Annotated in this window: 16 protein-coding genes, 1 tRNA gene and 3 pseudogenes; 16 read left to right on the forward strand and 4 right to left on the reverse strand. The window is 69.2% G+C overall.

Annotation, left to right across the window (positions count from 1 at the left end; translation table 11 throughout):
- Positions 1-46: 46 nt before the first annotated feature.
- A complete protein-coding gene (locus G4G29_RS21255; RefSeq protein ID WP_244632384.1) occupies positions 47-253 on the reverse strand; it encodes a hypothetical protein in 207 nt (68 codons plus the stop codon).
- A gap of 311 nt (positions 254-564) precedes the next feature.
- On the opposite strand from G4G29_RS21255, the gene G4G29_RS04270 reads away from it, so the two are divergent.
- The 8 genes from G4G29_RS04270 (at position 565) to G4G29_RS04305 (ending at position 7919) form a co-directional block, all read left to right on the forward strand.
- Positions 565-1656 (forward strand): thiolase family protein, encoded by a 1092-nt coding sequence (locus G4G29_RS04270; RefSeq protein ID WP_202045568.1) that lies wholly within the window; start codon positions 565-567, stop codon positions 1654-1656.
- Between the two features lie 84 nt (positions 1657-1740).
- The gene (locus G4G29_RS04275) at positions 1741-2139 is read left to right on the forward strand and encodes an OB-fold domain-containing protein (RefSeq protein ID WP_183151929.1); all 399 of its coding nucleotides are present in this window, start codon (positions 1741-1743) and stop codon (positions 2137-2139) included.
- A 25-nt stretch (positions 2140-2164) separates the two neighbouring features.
- Positions 2165-3589: an MFS transporter gene (locus G4G29_RS04280; RefSeq protein ID WP_183151930.1), complete on the forward strand. Its 1425-nt coding sequence runs from the start codon at positions 2165-2167 to the stop codon at positions 3587-3589.
- A gap of 30 nt (positions 3590-3619) precedes the next feature.
- Positions 3620-5239 (forward strand): sodium-dependent transporter, encoded by a 1620-nt coding sequence (locus G4G29_RS04285; RefSeq protein ID WP_183151931.1) that lies wholly within the window; start codon positions 3620-3622, stop codon positions 5237-5239.
- Positions 5236-5370, forward strand: a complete 135-nt coding sequence (locus tag G4G29_RS04290) for a methionine/alanine import family NSS transporter small subunit (protein WP_183151932.1) — start codon at positions 5236-5238, stop codon at positions 5368-5370. The genes G4G29_RS04285 and G4G29_RS04290 overlap by 4 nt, the downstream gene beginning before the upstream one ends.
- A gap of 99 nt (positions 5371-5469) precedes the next feature.
- Positions 5470-6333, forward strand: a complete 864-nt coding sequence (locus G4G29_RS04295) for a GyrI-like domain-containing protein (RefSeq protein ID WP_183151933.1) — start codon at positions 5470-5472, stop codon at positions 6331-6333.
- Between the two features lie 85 nt (positions 6334-6418).
- Positions 6419-7063 (forward strand): GyrI-like domain-containing protein, encoded by a 645-nt coding sequence (locus tag G4G29_RS04300; protein WP_183151934.1) that lies wholly within the window; start codon positions 6419-6421, stop codon positions 7061-7063.
- Between the two features lie 55 nt (positions 7064-7118).
- Positions 7119-7919, forward strand: coding sequence for a DUF1206 domain-containing protein (locus G4G29_RS04305; protein WP_183151935.1), 801 nt, complete (start codon positions 7119-7121; stop codon positions 7917-7919).
- 18 nt (positions 7920-7937) lie between these two features.
- On the opposite strand, the gene G4G29_RS04310 is transcribed toward G4G29_RS04305, so the two are convergent.
- Positions 7938-8585 (reverse strand): LysE family translocator, encoded by a 648-nt coding sequence (locus tag G4G29_RS04310; protein WP_183151936.1) that lies wholly within the window; start codon positions 8583-8585, stop codon positions 7938-7940.
- A gap of 66 nt (positions 8586-8651) precedes the next feature.
- On the opposite strand from G4G29_RS04310, the gene G4G29_RS04315 reads away from it, so the two are divergent.
- The 6 genes and pseudogenes from G4G29_RS04315 (at position 8652) to G4G29_RS04340 (ending at position 13180) form a co-directional block, all read left to right on the forward strand.
- Positions 8652-9959 carry a SufS family cysteine desulfurase gene (locus tag G4G29_RS04315; RefSeq protein ID WP_183151937.1) on the forward strand — a complete coding sequence of 436 codons (1308 nt, stop codon included), beginning with the start codon at positions 8652-8654 and terminating at the stop codon, positions 9957-9959.
- On the forward strand, positions 9956-10390 hold the full coding sequence (sufU, locus tag G4G29_RS04320) for a Fe-S cluster assembly sulfur transfer protein SufU (RefSeq protein ID WP_183151938.1): 435 nt from the start codon (positions 9956-9958) through the stop codon (positions 10388-10390). Before G4G29_RS04315 ends, sufU begins: the two co-directional genes overlap by 4 nt.
- 70 nt (positions 10391-10460) lie before the next feature.
- Positions 10461-11093 (forward strand): annotated as a pseudogene (locus tag G4G29_RS04325) (NAD(P)-binding domain-containing protein); the annotation flags it as partial.
- Positions 11094-11230: 137 nt separating this feature from the next.
- Positions 11231-11885: pseudogene (locus G4G29_RS04330) on the forward strand (GntR family transcriptional regulator).
- A gap of 107 nt (positions 11886-11992) precedes the next feature.
- Positions 11993-12238, forward strand: a complete 246-nt coding sequence (locus G4G29_RS04335) for a hypothetical protein (RefSeq protein WP_183151939.1) — start codon at positions 11993-11995, stop codon at positions 12236-12238.
- Between the two features lie 39 nt (positions 12239-12277).
- Complete coding sequence (locus G4G29_RS04340; protein WP_244632385.1) at positions 12278-13180, forward strand: hypothetical protein; 903 nt, start codon at positions 12278-12280, stop codon at positions 13178-13180.
- Here the strand turns inward: G4G29_RS04340 and G4G29_RS04345 are convergent.
- Positions 13152-13958 carry an SDR family oxidoreductase gene (locus G4G29_RS04345; RefSeq protein ID WP_244632386.1) on the reverse strand — a complete coding sequence of 269 codons (807 nt, stop codon included), beginning with the start codon at positions 13956-13958 and terminating at the stop codon, positions 13152-13154. The two genes, G4G29_RS04340 and G4G29_RS04345, sit on opposite strands and share 29 nt — an antisense overlap.
- Before the next feature lie 133 nt (positions 13959-14091).
- Between G4G29_RS04345 and G4G29_RS04350 the strand changes: the two genes are divergently transcribed.
- The gene (locus tag G4G29_RS04350) at positions 14092-14676 is read left to right on the forward strand and encodes an asparagine synthase (protein ID WP_183151940.1); all 585 of its coding nucleotides are present in this window, start codon (positions 14092-14094) and stop codon (positions 14674-14676) included.
- Between the two features lie 64 nt (positions 14677-14740).
- Positions 14741-14813, forward strand: a tRNA-Arg gene (locus G4G29_RS04355).
- Positions 14814-14882: 69 nt separating this feature from the next.
- Here G4G29_RS04355 and G4G29_RS04360 read toward each other — a convergent pair.
- Positions 14883-15813, reverse strand: a pseudogene (locus G4G29_RS04360) (LysR family transcriptional regulator).
- Between the last annotated feature and the right edge of the window lie 34 nt (positions 15814-15847).

A 15847-nucleotide genomic window follows, 5' to 3' on the forward strand; every position in this document is an offset into this window, starting at 1 on the left:
AGCTGAACACCGACGACGAGCGGATCCGCGCGTGGGGTTTCGCCGGCTACGTGACGCACCACATCTCGAAGCCCACGATCGCCGCCGTCAACGGCTTCGCGCTCGGGGGCGGCACCGAGATCACCCTCGCGAGCGACCTCGCCGTCGCGGCCGACGGCGCGACCTTCGGTCTGCCCGAGGTGAGACGCGGCATCTTCGCCGGGGCGGGCGGCGCCTTCCGGCTGCCCAGACAGATCCCCGACAAGATCGCCATGGAGGCGATCCTCACCGGTGCGCCCTTGAGCGCACACCGCGCGCATGAACTCGGGCTCGTGAACAGGGTCGTCCCGTTCGACGAGGTGCTCCCCGCCGCCTTCGCCCTCGCGGACGAGATCATCGCCAACGCGCCCATCGCGGTGCAGGTCAGCAAGCGCATCGCCAGGGGCATCACGGCGGGGGTCGTCGACCGTGAGGCAGCCGACTGGGAGCGGACGGCGCGCGAGGGGAGACGCTCATGGCATCCGCCGACGCGCAGGAGGGCATGCGCGCCTTCGCCGAGAAGCGCGCTCCTCGATGGGAGGGACGATGAGCTCCTCGGAACGCATCGCCATCGCCGGGCTCGGGATGAGCGATATCGGCAAGGTGTACGACAACACGGCGACGCAGTTCGCCTCCATCGCCGTGCGCGACGCGGTGCGGGACGCCGGACTGCATCTCGCCGACATCGACGGACTGATCATGTCGAGCGGCCTCGGCGGCGATGTGGGCCTCGACCTGCAGGTGGCGCTCGGCCTCACGGACCTCCGGCTGCTGACCTTCATGCAGGGATACGGTTCGACGGCGGCGCAGATGGTCCAGTACGCGGGGATGGCCGTGCGTGCGGGGATGGCGAAGACGATCGCGATCGTGTGGGCGGACGCGCCCCTCAAGGAGAACCTCGGCGGCGGCGCCGCGTACAAGGCGGCGGGAACCTCAGCACAAGGATGGCGGGGGATGCTCGCCGCGAGCGGAATCTACAGCGCGAACACCTATTACGCCCTCGCCGCCCGGCGGCACATGCAGAGGTTCGGCACGACGAACGACCACTTCGGCGCCATCGCCGTCGCCCAGCGCGAGTGGGCGCTGATGAATCCACTGGCGCAGATGCGCACACCGATCACGATGGAGGACTACCACGCGTCGCGCTACATCTCCGAGCCTTTCCACCTGCTCGACTGCTGTCTGGTGTCGAACGGCGCCATCGCGTTGATCGTCACCTCGCTGGAACACGCCACCGCGCTGGCCCAGCCTCCCGTCGAAGTGCTCGGCTGGGCGCAGACCCATCCGGGCAGAAGCGGCATCCGGCACGATGACTTCGGCCTGACGACGGGGGCCGCCATCTCGGGGCCGGCGGCGCTGCGCATGGCGGACACGACGCTCGACGAGATCGACCTCGTCGAGGTCTACGACTGCTACACCTACACGGCACTGGTCACCCTGGAGGACTACGGCTTCTGCCCGAAGGGGAGGGCGGCCGCTTCCTCGCGGAACCCGGCGTGCTGGGGCCCGGCGGCTCCCTCAAGGTCAACACCGGGGAGGCGAGCTGTCGTCCTACTACCTCTGGGGCATGACTCCGCTGTCGGAGGCCGTGATCCAGACCCGCGGCCAGGCCGGCGATCGCCAGGTGGCCCGGCATGATCGCGCTCTCGTCTCCGGAAACGGCGGCACCCTCGACCATCACGCGACTCTCGTGCTCGGCACGGTCTGAACGGAGCGACTCTCATGGCACTCATGCCCCTGCGGCGCGACGAAGCGACCGCCTTCTTCCTCGACGGCACCGCGCGAGGGGAATTCCTCCTCATCGAAGACCTCCAGACCGGCGAGCTCCTCGACCCCCGTACGGACACGGCTCATGACCGCGCGCGCTTCGGCACCGTCGCCGCCTCCGGGGGCGCACGGGTCGTCTCGTGGTCGGTCCCTCACACGCGACGGCCGGATGGTAGCGTCCACCGCTCCGTGGTGGGGATCGTCGAGCTCGACGAGGGTCCCTGGTGGTGGACGGAACTGCGCGGCTTCGACCCGGACGACGACCTCGAGGGCGCCCGCGTCCGCGTGGGTTTCGAGCCGAGCGGAAGCGGCCCCGACGACGAAGTGCTGCCGTTCTTCGAGAAAAACGCCTAGCAATATCACCCCCGAAAGGACAATGATGTCTGATCTGACCACGCGGGCGACCGCACAGCCCCTCACCGTCGAGGAGGCCATCGACAGGATGCCGCGCGTCGGCCTCAGCCGCGGCGCCTGGCTCGCCTTGATGCTGGCATTCTTCTTCGCCAACTACGACATCGGCGTGTTCGCCGTCTCCATCCCGTCGATGATCAGCGGTATCGGATTGAATCCGGCCGATCTGTCGTGGCCGGTGGCGGCGAACCTCGCCGGCTACGCCGTCGGCGCCTACATCTTCGGGCACATCTCCGACCGCCGCGGTCGTCAGCTCGGGCTCTTCCTCACCATCGCGCTGCTCGGAGTGGGAGGCGCGCTCACTGCCGTGTCCTGGGACGCGGCGTCGCTGTCGTTCTTCCGGTTCCTGACCGGAGGCGGCATGGGGGCGGTCCTCGCGCTGTGCTCGGCCTACATCGGCGAGATGGCGCCCAAGAACCGTCGGGGCAAGTACCTCTCGCTGCTCTACGTGATCGGCGGCATCCTGAATCTGATCGTCGGATTCGCGTCGCTGCCCGTCCTGGCCGCGCTGCCGTCGGAGGGCTGGCGCATCCTCATGGGCTTCGGCGGGCTCGTGCTGCTCATCCTCCCGTTCATCAACCGGAGAGACCTGATGGAGTCGCCGCGCTGGCTGGCCGAGCAGGGACGGATCGACGAGGCGACGGAGGTCGTCCGTTCGATGCAGCGAACGGTCGGTGTGGAAGTCGCGAGGGGGACGCTCGCCGCGCCGGCGCATCACCTTCCCGATGTCGAAGCCGAACGACCGCTGCGTACCCTCCTGCGTCCCCCGCTGCTGTGGCGACTGCTGACCGTGCTCGGCTTCTGGTTCATCTTCTACATCGCGATGTACGGGTTCTCCAGCTACCTCCCGTTGATCCTCGAGGGCGTCGGCGTCTCGACGTCGAACGCTCTCCTGGTCACCGTGCTCACGCGGGGGGCTCCGCTGATCGTCGGGTTCATCGTCGTCGCCCTCATCGAGAAGTGGGAGCGACGCACCATGATCATCATCGGCACGCTCGTGTTCGCCCTCGGAATCGTCCTCATCATCCTCGGATGGGGCGACGCATGGGCCACGGCCGGCTCTCTGCTGGCGACCGCCGGAATCGCGTTCATGGCGACCCCGGCGTACACGTACACCGCGGAGGTGTTCCCGACAGCCGCGCGCGGGGACGGCGGCGTCCATCTGCGACGGGCTGGGCCACCTGGGCGGGGCGGTCGCGCCCTTCATCATCCTCCCGATCCTGCTCGGTGCGGGGGCGGTCCCCGCGGGTGCGACGATGATCGCGCTTCTGATCGTCTCCGCTCTCCTGATCCGCATGGGAGTGCGGACGAAGGACAGGTCGCTCGCCGAGATCAGCTCCTGACGCGATCATCCGGAACGAGGTGTCGGGCACTCGGGCCCGGCACCTCGTGAGCGGCCGCGGGCTCTAGTAGTCTCGCCCGCATGGCCACGTCAACGACGCAGACCCCCAGACGCGAGGCCTTCGGCTCGCGGAACGTCTTCATCCTCTCGGCGATCGGATCCGCGGTCGGCCTCGGGAACATCTGGCGCTTCCCGTATGTCGCCTACGAGGGCGGCGGCGGGGCGTTCCTGATCCCGTATCTGTGCGCACTGCTGACCGCCGGCATCCCGCTCCTCTTCTTCGACTATGCGATCGGACACCGGTTCCGCGGTTCCGCGCCGCTGGCCTTCCGTCGCATGCACCGTGCCGCCGAGCCCCTCGGGTGGTGGCAGGTGCTCATCTGCGTCGTGATCGCGGTGTACTACGCGGTGATCATCGCCTGGGCGGCCATGTACACCTGGTTCTCCGCGCAGCTGACGTGGGGCCCCGGCAACGAAGACGCCTTCTTCTCCGGCGAGTTCCTGCAATCGGCCGACGTCGCCGAGGTCGGCGTGTCCACGCAGTTCGTGCCGCAGGTCGGCCTCCCTCTCGTGGCGGTCTGGCTGATCGTGATCGTGATCATGGCGCTCGGCGTCAAGCGCGGCATCGGCACGGCGAACATGATCCTCATGCCCCTGCTCACGGTGATGTTCGCGATCCTCGTGGTGCAGTCGCTGTTCCTGCCGGGGGCGATGGACGGGCTGAACGCGTTCTTCACGCCGAACTGGGAGGCCCTGGCCGACCCGGGAGTCTGGGCGTCCGCCTACGGGCACATCTTCTTCTCGCTGTCGGTCGCGTTCGGGATCATGGTGACCTACTCCTCGTACCTCAAGCGCAAGACCGACCTGACCGGCTCCGGACTCGTGGTGGCATTCGCGAACTCCGGCTTCGAGATCCTCGCCGGCATCGGCGTCTTCACCGCCCTGGGTTTCATGGCCCAGGCTCAGGGAACCGAGGTCGCGGGGGTGGCGACGTCGGGGATCGGCCTGGCGTTCGTCGCCTTCCCGACGATCGTCTCGCAGGCGACGGGCGGCTCGATCATCGGCGTGCTGTTCTTCGGCGCTCTGGTGTTCGCCGGCATCACCTCGCTGATCTCGATCCTCGAGGTGATCGTCGCCGCACTGCAGGACAAGCTCGGGTGGGCGCGCGTTCGCACCACGCTCACGGTGTCGATCCCGCTCGCGCTCGTCTCGCTGGCGCTGTTCTCCACCACCACGGCTTTGACCGTGCTCGACACGGCCGACGCGTTCGTCAACGCCTTCGGCATCATGGCGGTGGCACTGGTGGCCGTGATCGTCGTGGCCTGGCTGCTGCACAAGCTCCCGGTGCTGGTCGAGCACCTCGACCGTCGCTCCAGCTTCCGCGTCGGCACCATCTGGAAGCTCCTCGTCGGCGTCCTGGCGCCTCTCGTGCTCGGGTACCTCTTCATCAGCGAGCTCATCGCGAAGATCTCCGAGCCGTACAGCGGATACCCGGCGTGGTTCCTCGCGATCTTCGGCTGGGGCATGGTGATCGCCCTCGTCGTACTCGCTCTCGTCCTCTCGGCGCTGCCGTGGAGCGGGCGTTCCCACGCGAAGGACGATCCCGAATACGACGAGTTCCTCGACCAGGAGCAGTACGAGCCGGATGCGGAGACGTCGGCGATCCCGGTCGCCCCCGCGACGAAGGGAGCGGAATCATGACCACCACAGCGATCGTCATGATGATCATCGCCATGGTCACGGTGTGGGGCGGACTGATCGCCGCCATCGTGAACCTCGCCAGGCACCCTGAGGCCGCCGAGACGGAGCCCGCACCGCCCGTCGAGCTGTGACCTCACTGACGGCGACGGGCCGAGCCGATCGCATCCGACACGAGAAGTCGGGTCGCCCCGGCCGACGCGCGGCGACGATGGTGGGGAAAGGAGGACCCCATGATCGGTACGCTCAACGCCCTGGTCGACCTGGTGGAGGCGGTCGGCGTCGATGAGATCGACGTCGCCGCGTTCGCGCGGGAGCACGGCACCACCGAGTACCACCTGCGCCGGATGTTCTCGGCACTGGCGGGGATGCCGCTGTCCGAGTACGTGCGTCGTCGCCGGATGACGCTCGCCGGCGCCGAACTCGCGGCCGGTGCACCGAGCCTTCTCGATGTGGCCGTGCGCCACGGGTACGGCTCGGTCGAGGCGTTCGGGCGTGCTTTCCGCGCCGTGCACGGGATCGGACCGGCCGATGCGCGCCGAGAAGGGGGTCCTCTCCGTACACAACCCACGCTCCGGTTCCGCCTGAGCGTCGAAGGGAGCACCCCGATGGATGTCACCATCACCCACCAGCCCGCGTTCGCCCTCGTCGGCCATGCCGCGGAGGTACCCCTGATCCACGAGGGGGTCAACCCGCACATCCAGGCGCACATCGCCGCGATCCCTCCCGAGGAGCACGCACGCCTCAAGGCGCTCGGCGACGCCGAGCCCTCGGGAATCCTGGCCGTCACGGCCGACATCGAGCCGGACGCGCCGGAGGGGTCCACGCTCACCTATCTGCACGGCGTCGCCCTGAAGGAGTCGACTGCGGTCCCGGGCGACCTCGACGCGCTCCGGCTCGAGGAGGGCGCCTGGGCGGTGTTCGCCGCGCGCGGCCCCTTCCCCGAGACGCTGCAGAATCTCTGGGCCGCCACGGCGACAGAGTGGTTCCCGTCGAACCCGTGGCGGCTGCGTCCCGGCCCCTCGATCGTGCGCTATCTGGAGTTCTCGGGCGACTTCGCCTCCTGCGAGCTCTGGTTGCCGGTCGAGCAGGCGTGAGGTCGGGCACCGGTCAGGGTGGGCGGCCCGCCCTGACCGGTGTCTGACCCGCGTGCCACACTGGGCGCACGACCCGAGGAGGACCATGGTGGCGACCGATCCGAAGAAGACGCTCGACGCGTACCGGGCGAAGCGCGGCGAGTTCCGCGTGGTCGAGGTGCCGCCGATGCAGTACCTGATGGTCGATGGCGCCGGCGACCCCAACACCGCTCCCGCCTACTCCGACGCGGTGTCCGCGCTGTTCTCCCTCGCCTACACGCTCAAGTTCGCGAGCCGGAAGGAGCTGGGCATCGATACGGTCGTGATGCCCCTCGAGGGGCTCTGGCACGCGCCCGACATGGCGTCCTTCACCACAGCCCGAGACAAGTCGGCCTGGCTGTGGACCATGATGATCATGGTCGGCGACCACATCACCCCGTCGATGTTCGACGACGCCGTCGCCGCTGTGGCGCAGAAGGCGGCGAAGAAGAAGGAGCCGCTGCCCGCTCTGGACTCGGTGCGGCTCGAATCGCTCGACGAGGGCCGGTGCGTGCAGACCCTGCACGTCGGGCCGTTCGACGATGAAGGACCGGTGCTCGACGAGCTGCACCACCGCTTCATCCCCGACAACGGACTGCAGATGCGGGGGCGGCACCACGAGATCTACCTGAGCGACCTCCGCCGCGCCGACCCTGCCAGACTCCGCACCATCCTGAGGCAGCCCGTGGCGCCCGCGGGACTGACCGGATGAAGGTCGAAAATCAAGCCCCTGCGCAGATGCGCGCTGCGCTGGATACGCTTCGTCGATGAGCACGGTGAAGCATGCGGCGCGGGTCGCCAAGAGATCCTCGGCCTTCCGTCGGATCGCCCGCGCCGGGTTCGTCGTCCTCGGACTCATCCACGTCATCATCGGATCGATCGCCATCTCGATCGCGGCCGGTGCGTCCGGTGACGCGGATCAGGACGGTGCGATGGAGCAGATCAGGCAGAATCCCATCGGCGGCCTCCTGCTCCTGCTGGTCGGCGCCGGGCTGCTGGCGCTCGCCGTGTGGCAGATCGCGAGCGCCTTCCTCGCCGCCGACCCCGCCGAGACCAAGAAGTGGGGGAAGCGGATCAAGCTCTTCGGCATCGCACTCGCCTACCTCGTCGTCGCGGGCATGGCGATCATCTACGCGGTGGGCGGTCGTGCCGACTCGGAGGAGGCGTCGAAGACCCTGAGTGCGGTCGTGCTCGCCGCTCCCGGAGGCGTCGCTCTGCTCGTCGTGATCGGGCTCGCGGTGGTGGGCGTCGGAGTGGGGTTCGTGGTCGGCGGGTTCACCCGGGGATTCGAGAAGCTCCTCGATCTGCCGTCCGGAGTCGCGCGCGGCGGCATCGTGACGCTGGGAGTCATCGGGTACTTCGGGAAGGGCATCGCCGTGGCGGTGACGGGGGTGTTGTTCGTGGTGGCCGCCGTGACGCAGGACCCCGAGAAGGGGGCGGGGCTGGATGCCGCCCTGCACAGCCTGCTGGACCTGCCGCTCGGCGGGCTCGTGCTGGGAGCGGTCGGCGCGGGTTTCGCGATCTACGGCGTCTTCTGCATCGCGAGGGCCCGCTACGCCCGCATGTGACGGGAGCGCGTCGGGCTCTCACGCGGTCGCGGGCTTCTCGCTCCACGCCAGCAGGAACGCGCCGAGCGCGATCATGAGTACCCCTCCGGTCGCGCCCATCGCCGCGATCCGGCGCGGAGAGCGGCCGAACCAGTCGCGGGCGGCGCTCGCGAGCAGCACCCACACCGCGTCGCACGTCACCCCGATGGCGACGACGATGACGCCCAGTGCGAAGAGCTGTGCAGGAACGGAGCCCGCGTGCATGTCGACGAACTGGGGCAGGATCGCGAGGAAGAACGCGATCGACTTCGGGTTCGTGACACCGACCACGAGCCCTTCGGTGAGCAGGCGCCACCCCGACCGTCTCGGCGTCTGCGCGACCATCGCCTTCGCGGCGTCGTTCCGATGGCGGATCGCCTGGATGCCGAGGAAGATCAGATACCCCGCCCCGAGCACCTTGACGATCGTGAACAGCACGAGGGACTGGGCGATGATCGTGCCGACGCCGAGCGCGACCGCCACGACGAGGATGATCGATCCGATCGCCGTGCCGAGGATGCTGAGGAAGCCGCCGAGGCGCCCGAGCGCCATGGCCCTGCCGATCGTGAACAGCACGGTCGGACCAGGGATCACCACCATGACGAACGCCGCGACCACGAAGGCGAGCAGGGTGTCGTGGGCGATCATGGGTCGAGCATAGGGGGAGCCGACCGCCCGGGCCCAGGTCCCCTCCGCAGGTGCGAAACTGGAACGATGAGCACTTCATCCGGTGTCGACGTGATCGCCCCTCTGAGTGAGGACGAGGTGCGGCGCATCCGTGACGACTTCCCCATCCTCCGTACCGAGGTCCAGGGGCACCCGCTCGCGTACCTCGATTCCGGGGCGACGTCGCAGCGCCCGCTCGCCGTCTTGGATGCGGAACGCGCATTCGCGACGACACTGAACGCGGCGGTGCATCGCGGCGCGCACACGCTCGCCGCGGAGGCGACGGAGCTCTTCGAGGATGCTCGCAGCACGGTCGCGCGTTTCGTGGGGGCGGACGACGACGAGATCGTCTGGACCTCGAATGCCACCGAGGCGATCAACCTCGTCGCCTACTCCCTGTCGAACGCGTCGCTCGGGCGTGGGGGCGCGGCTGCCGAGCGTCTCCGGCTCCGCGAGGGCGACGAGATCGTCACGACCGAGATGGAGCACCACGCGAACCTCATTCCGTGGCAGGAGCTCGCCGCACGCACGGGGGCGACGCTCAAGGTGATCCCGCTCGACGACGACGGAGCACTCCGCCTCGACATCGCCGCCGAGCTCATCACAGCGCGCACGAAGCTCGTGGCCTTCACCCATGTCTCCAACGTGCTCGGTGTGATCAACCCCGTCGACGACCTCGTGGCGCTCGCCCGCGAGGTCGGCGCGCTCACCCTGCTCGACGCGTGCCAGTCGGCGCCGCACCTGCCCCTCGATGTCCGCGCGCTCGGCGTCGACCTCGCCGTCCTGTCCGGGCACAAGATGCTCGGTCCGACCGGCATCGGCGCGCTCTACGGGCGCCGTGAGGTGCTGGCAGCGATGCCCCCGTTCCTCACCGGCGGCTCGATGATCACCACGGTCACGACGACGGAGGCCGAGTACCTCCCGCCGCCGCAGCGCTTCGAGGCGGGCACGCAGCGCGTGTCGCAGGCGATCGCGCTCGCCGCCGCCGTCGACTATCTGACGACGGTGGGGATGCCGCGCATCGCCGCGCACGAGGCCGCCTTCGGTCGCCGACTCGTCGACGGGCTCAGCGCGATCGAGGGCGTCCGCGTGCTCGGCGCCGGCATCGATCTGCCGCGTGTCGGCCTGGCGAGCTTCGACGTCGCCGGCATCCATTCGCACGACGTCGGTCAGTACCTCGACGATCTCGGGATCGCGGTGCGCGTGGGGCACCACTGCGCCCAGCCGCTGCATCGACGCCTCGGAGTGACCTCGTCCACCAGGGCGAGCACGTATCTCTACACGACGGATGCCGAGGTGGATGCCGTGATCGAGGGCGTCGCCGGAGCGATCGACTTCTTCCGGAGGGGCGCATGAGCGACCTGCAGAACCTGTACCAGGAGCTGATCCTCGACCATTCGCGCACCCCGCACGGCTACGGCCTGCGTGAGGAGATCGCGGCGCAGTCGCATCAGCTGAACCCCACGTGCGGCGACGAGATCACGCTGCAGGTGCACCGGGGCGATGATGGCGGCGTCGAGGCCATCGCCTGGGAGGGACACGGGTGTGCGATCTCCCAGGCCTCGGCGTCGCTGCTGGCAGAACTCGCCGAGGGGCTCAGCGTCGAACAGCTCGAGGTCCGCATCGCGGCCTTCCGCGAGGCGATGCGGTCGCGCGGGAAGATCGAGCCCGACGAGGAGCTGCTGGGCGACGCGGCCGCGCTCGGCGGAGTGTCGAAGTACGTGGCCCGCGTCAAGTGCGCCATGCTCGCCTGGGTCGCCGCAGAGGATGCGCTGAGCCGCAGCTGAGGGCGACCCGCCAGGGCGCGACACGCGGTGACTCGGGGAATAGTCGCTGCCCTCGGGCGTTGCCACGAGCATGACAACTCTCGGAATCATCGGTGCAGGACACATCGGCAGCCAGGTCGCCCGGGTGGCGGTGGCGAACGGCTACGACGTCGTGATCGCGAACTCGCGGGGTCCGGAGACGCTCGCCGACCTCGTCGCGGAACTCGGACCGCACGCGAAGGCGGCCACGGCGGAGGAAGCGGCGGCGGCCGCGGATGTGGCGGTGGTCACGGTCCCGCTGCATGCGATCGACAAGCTCCCCGCGGAGCAGCTCGCCGGCAAGATCGTCCTGGACACCAACAACTACTACTTCGAGCGCGACGGGCGCATCGAGGCCCTCGACAAAGGCGAGACCACGACGTCGGAGCTCGTGCAGCGCGCTCTCCCCGACTCGAAGATCGCCAAGGCATTCAACCACATCTTCGCGTCGGAGATCACGACAGACGGGTCGCCGGCCGGCACTCCGAACCGGCGCGCACTCGCCACGGCGGGAGATGATGCCGATGCCGTCGCCTTCGTGACGCGCTTCTACGACGAGGCCGGCTTCGACACCGTCAACGTCGGATCGTTGAGCGAGTCGTGGCGGGTCGAGCGCGATCGTCCGGCATATGTCGTGCGTCAGAACGCCGAGGAGCTGACCGCCAACGTCGAGCGCGCGAACCGTCTTCCTGATCCGCGGTCGCGGCGAGGGGCCGACGCCGGCTCCTCGTCGCGCCTCGGGTGTGCACACCGGCACCGGTTGGGATACCAAAAGTTGAGGAACGCGGCCCGGAATGCAAGAATGCCCAGATGGCGGGGGCTATGGGGACGAACGGCGAACTCGAATCTGTCCGGGTCACGCGGATCCTGAGAGACGACATCGTCCTCGGGCGCCGCGTACCCGGGTCGCGACTGGTCGAGCGAGACATCGCGGCGGAGTTGAACGTGTCCCGACTCCCGGTGCGCGAAGCGATCCGCACACTCGTGGCCGAGGGCGTCGTCGTGGCTCGACCTCGTACCTGGGCCGTCGTCCGCGAGTTCACCCATCGTGACATCCAGGACTTCGCCGAGGTGCGCGAGGCCATCGAGACGTTGATCTTCGTCTTCGCTGCCGAACGGCACGACGAGGCGGGCCTCGCCCGGATCCAGGACGCCTATGAGCGTGAACTCGCCGCCGCGCGCACCGGCGACTCCGAGGCCGCGAGGATCGCTGCGGCGGAGTTCCACGAGATCGCCGTCGAGATCGCGGGCAACGAGATGCTGGGGGAGTTGATCGCCGTCTTCCTCACGCGGTTGCGGTGGCTCTTCGGGACAGCACGACGATCTTCTCCTGATGGCCGAGGAGCACCGCATCATCCTCGAAGCCCTGGCCGCCAGAGACGCCGAGGCGTTGCGCCGGATCATCCCGGCGCACCTGGCGAGCGGTCAGTCGGCGGCGGAGCGCCGTCTCGCCGACGGCAGCGACCTGCTGGTCTGACGGCGCGAACGGGCCCGACCCGTCGGTGACCACAACGGGAACCGCTCCGGCTGTATATTGGGGCGATCGGAGTCGGTCCGAACTGTCGCGCTGTCCTGGGGAGCGAGATGCGGAATCTTGCTGTCGCGGTCGGGTGCCTGCTACTTCTGGGCGGAGTCGCGCTCGTCGCGATCGCCGATCAGGAACGCACCGCGGCCGTCGCCGCCGTCAAGGCGGAGATCGTGCGCGTCGAGCACGCGCTCGAAGAGTCACGCGGGGAGAACCTCGAACTCGCGGAGAAGCTCACCGCCCTCCGCTCACAGCTCGCCGAGCAGGACGCCGAGATCTCCGACACGACGGGCTTCCTGCAGTGAGCCGCCGCATCCTGGCCGTGACCGTGCGCGGCAGCCGTCATGCTCTCCGCCGGGATGCTCGCCAGGGCCGAGAGCCTCGAGCAGCAGCGGGCGTCGGCGGTGGCGGAGCTCGATCTCCTGACGCTGCAGTACCACGAGGCGGGACAGCGCACCGACTACCTCGAAGGATCGGTCGAGCGCGCCGAGGCCGACGTCGCGGACCGCGCATCCGTGCTCGCCCTCCGGCCGGCCTTCGTCGCCGAGATCACCGCATTGGCCGCGGCCCTCGAACGCGCGAAAGGCATGGTCGACACGGCTGCGCACCGTGCGGCGGCTCTCTCTGCCCAGCAGACCGTGCTGGATGAGAAGGCCGACCCCGCCACGGTGAAGGCAGCCACCGCGACCGTGCACGCGCTGACCGAGAAGGTCGGGTCCGAGGTCGCTTCCGTGCAGGCCGCCCAGAGTTCGGGTCCTGGCGGACCTGCGTGGTCGTCGAGCGGGCCCGGCGGGTATGCGCGGGTGCGGGCGGCGCTCGACCTGGTCGGAGGGGGCGGCGTCGGGCTGTACGAGTCGGCATCCTGCGCGGGAGGAAACGCCCCGGCATGCGCCAACAGCAACGGATACATCAAGTACCGCGCCGACATCGTGAACTGGAGCTCGGGCCGACTCAACTGGGCGATGGCGCACGAGCTCGCGCACATCTATCAGTTCCGCGTCTGGGGCGCCCTCACGTCGTCGGGCGCCTACGGGTCGCTGTTCGGCGCCGATCCGGAGTTCCTCGCGAACTGCATGGCCGTGGTCAGGGGCTTCCCGGCTCGGTCGGCTGCAACGGAGAACAGCAGGCCTGGGCTTCCGGCATCTGGGTCGGCGCGGTGCGCTGACGGGCGCGGAGCCTCGGGTCAGGCCACCGGTGTGGTCGTGTCGATCGCGGCCCTCAACGGCCGACGCATGACGCGCCAGTAGGCACTCGGTGCGAGGCGGACGAGGGTGTCGATGAGGCGTGCCTCACGGCCCACCATCGTGCGCGCGGCGCGTCGCTCGGTCGCGCGCGGATGATGAGCGCCGCCGCGTCCGCGGGGTCCGTGTGGTACATCGCGGCCTGCGCCTCGGCTGCGCGCGCGGCGATGGCCGGGTCGAGCGCCGCGGCGTAACGGCCGTGCAGGATGATCCCGGTGCGCACGCCCGCAGGGTAGACCGCGCCGACACTGACCGTGGTGCCCTCGAGCTCGTGCCGCAGGGCCTCGGAGAATCCACGCACGGCGAACTTGCTCATCGCGTAGGGGATGCGGCCTGCGGGGGCGGCGAGTGCGTAGACGCTCGCGAAGTGCGTGATGTGTGCGGCCGGAGCGGCGCGCAGGGCCGGAAGCATCGCCTTGGTGATCGACACCGTGCCCCACAGGTTCACATCGGTGAGCCAGCGCATCTCCTCCATCGTGAGCTGATCGAGGCTGCCCAGCATCGACGATCCGGCGCAGGTGATCAGGGCGTTGATCCTCGGATGCGACGCTGCGACCGCGTCGGCTGCCGCGAACACGGCGTCGTCGTCACGGAGGTCGACGACATGGGTCGTGAGCCGTGTCCCGTCGAGTTCCGCGGCGACGGTGTCGAGCGCGGCTCGGTCATGATCGAGCAGGGCGAGGTGGGTTCCCCGTGCGGCCAGCAACCGGGCGATGTGGGCCCCCATCCCGTTCGCGGCGCCGGTGATCACGGTGGTGCTGCCGGTGAGGTCCAGACGTTTCATGTGACTCCTGCCGCGTGCCCGATTCGGCGGTGTACCGGGCGGATGTCGGATGTGCGGGGCATGCTGATCCGGAACCATTCTGGCCGACACCGGGCACCAGTGATACCGGTACGCTCGAAGAGAGGAGGTACCGGTGGGACGGACAGCGGATGCCATCGCCGAAGGCGTCGCGATCGCGACCGCTGCCGCGCGCCTCGCCGTGAAGAACCACATCCTCATCGGCACGATCGCCGAAGACGGCGTCTTCGACATGGACAGGTACATCGACGACGCGCGGGAGGCGCTCCGGGCGATGGCCGAGGAGTCCGAGGAGGCCGCAGCGACGGTCACTGCACTGCGCAAGCGCGCGAGGGGTCGGCACTCCGATCCGGTGGGCACGCATGACTATCGCGATCGCGATGTGCGAAACCTCCGCCGACGGGCGAAGCAGTCCACCGGGGTCGCCGTCCGGTTGCGGGAGATGATGGAAGACCGCGATCGGCTCGCCGAGATCGTCGAGGAGGCGCGTGACGCGGCGTGGGCGGACGTGCGGCACAACCTCGACCGTCGGCTGCGCGTGGAAGGCATGCGTCCCGACCAGGACCCCGACTACGGCCGTATGCGCGAGGCCCGCATGCAGGCGCTGCGCCTCGTCGACCTGCAGGCGCTCTCCTCGGAGCAGAGAGCGAAGGCGAAGCGGCGGAAGAAGCAGCAGAAAGCCGCGGCGTCGAGCGACTGAGGCGCCGTTTCGCTTTCGCGTCGGGACTGTTGTAGGCTGTTCCACGGCCCGCTGAGCGGGCTGGGCGCCCGTAGCTCAATGGATAGAGCATCTGACTACGGATCAGAAGGTTAGGGGTTCGAGTCCCTTCGGGCGCACACTGTGTTGAGACAGTACAGGAACCCCCGTCGCATCAGCGGCGGGGGTTTCTGCTTTCTCCGTTCGGCTCAGAGCAGACTCGTGATGGCGGGGTCGCGCTCGGCCACATCCGCCGCCGTCGAGACGATGACGCTGCGCATCGCGGCCACCGCGACGGCCGGAGTGACGTCGGAGCGGTGCGCCAGGCTGATCGTGCGCGACATCGCCGGGTGCGCGAGTCGCGCCGACCTCAGCAGGGGGCGGTCGAAGAGCACCATGGCCGGCACGACGGCGACGCCGACGCCGCGTTCCACGAAGCGGAGCACCGCGTCCATCTCGGCCCCCTCGAGCGCGAGCCTCGGGGTGAGGTCGGCGCTGCGGAACGCGGCATCCATCGTGGCGCGCAGCTCGTAGCTCTCGTCGAAGGCGATCAGCGGAAGCGTCGCGAGGTGGGCGAGGCTGATCGACGGACCGTGGGTGACCGGTGCGGCGGCCGCCGACGAGACGACGACGAGTTCCTCCGAGAGCAGCGGCATGTGCGTCAGGCTCACGCCGACAGGAGTGGGACCGTCGGACTGGGTGACGAGCGCGATGTCGACCGCCCCCACCGCGAGTTCTTCGACGAGTCGACGTGACCCGCTCTCCGTGAGGTGCAGGTCGACGTCCGGGTGGGCGGAGTGGAACGCGCTGATGGCTTCTGCGACGAGGCTCGTGCACAGGGTCGGCGGCGCACCGAGGCGCACGCGACCCCGGCGGAGACCGGCGAGTTCGCCCATCTCGTCGCGGATGGCGTCGGCTTCGGCGAGCATGCGCTGCGCGCGCGCGGAGGAGGGTCTCGCCTGCGGCGGTGAGCGCGATGTGGCCGCGCGCGCGGTGGAACAGCTCCGCGCCGAGTTCACGCTCCAGCGTCGAGATCTGGCGGCTCAGCGACGGCTGGGCGAGGTGCAGGTGCTCGGATGCGCGGGTGAAGTGCCCGAGGCGGGCGACTTCGACGAACCCGCGGAGTTGCTCGAGGTTCATGTCCATAGCCTAGCCGCATGGTTTCCAGTCGGAC

Source organism: Microbacterium sp. Se63.02b (assembly GCF_014171575.1).
In the GTDB taxonomy this organism is placed as follows: Bacteria; Actinomycetota; Actinomycetes; order Actinomycetales; family Microbacteriaceae; genus Microbacterium.

Coding starts and splice junctions, on each gene's coding strand:
- G4G29_RS21255 (WP_244632384.1), bottom strand. CDS start 253: ATGGCGATCTTGTCGGGGATCTGTCTGGGCAGCCGGAAGGCGCCGCCC.
- G4G29_RS04270 (WP_202045568.1), top strand. CDS start 565: ATGAGCTCCTCGGAACGCATCGCCATCGCCGGGCTCGGGATGAGCGAT.
- G4G29_RS04275 (WP_183151929.1), top strand. CDS start 1,741: ATGGCACTCATGCCCCTGCGGCGCGACGAAGCGACCGCCTTCTTCCTC.
- G4G29_RS04280 (WP_183151930.1), top strand. CDS start 2,165: ATGTCTGATCTGACCACGCGGGCGACCGCACAGCCCCTCACCGTCGAG.
- G4G29_RS04285 (WP_183151931.1), top strand. CDS start 3,620: ATGGCCACGTCAACGACGCAGACCCCCAGACGCGAGGCCTTCGGCTCG.
- G4G29_RS04290 (WP_183151932.1), top strand. CDS start 5,236: ATGACCACCACAGCGATCGTCATGATGATCATCGCCATGGTCACGGTG.
- G4G29_RS04295 (WP_183151933.1), top strand. CDS start 5,470: ATGATCGGTACGCTCAACGCCCTGGTCGACCTGGTGGAGGCGGTCGGC.
- G4G29_RS04300 (WP_183151934.1), top strand. CDS start 6,419: ATGGTGGCGACCGATCCGAAGAAGACGCTCGACGCGTACCGGGCGAAG.
- G4G29_RS04305 (WP_183151935.1), top strand. CDS start 7,119: ATGAGCACGGTGAAGCATGCGGCGCGGGTCGCCAAGAGATCCTCGGCC.
- G4G29_RS04310 (WP_183151936.1), bottom strand. CDS start 8,585: ATGATCGCCCACGACACCCTGCTCGCCTTCGTGGTCGCGGCGTTCGTC.
- G4G29_RS04315 (WP_183151937.1), top strand. CDS start 8,652: ATGAGCACTTCATCCGGTGTCGACGTGATCGCCCCTCTGAGTGAGGAC.
- sufU (WP_183151938.1), top strand. CDS start 9,956: ATGAGCGACCTGCAGAACCTGTACCAGGAGCTGATCCTCGACCATTCG.
- G4G29_RS04335 (WP_183151939.1), top strand. CDS start 11,993: ATGCGGAATCTTGCTGTCGCGGTCGGGTGCCTGCTACTTCTGGGCGGA.
- G4G29_RS04340 (WP_244632385.1), top strand. CDS start 12,278: ATGCTCTCCGCCGGGATGCTCGCCAGGGCCGAGAGCCTCGAGCAGCAG.
- G4G29_RS04345 (WP_244632386.1), bottom strand. CDS start 13,958: ATGAAACGTCTGGACCTCACCGGCAGCACCACCGTGATCACCGGCGCC.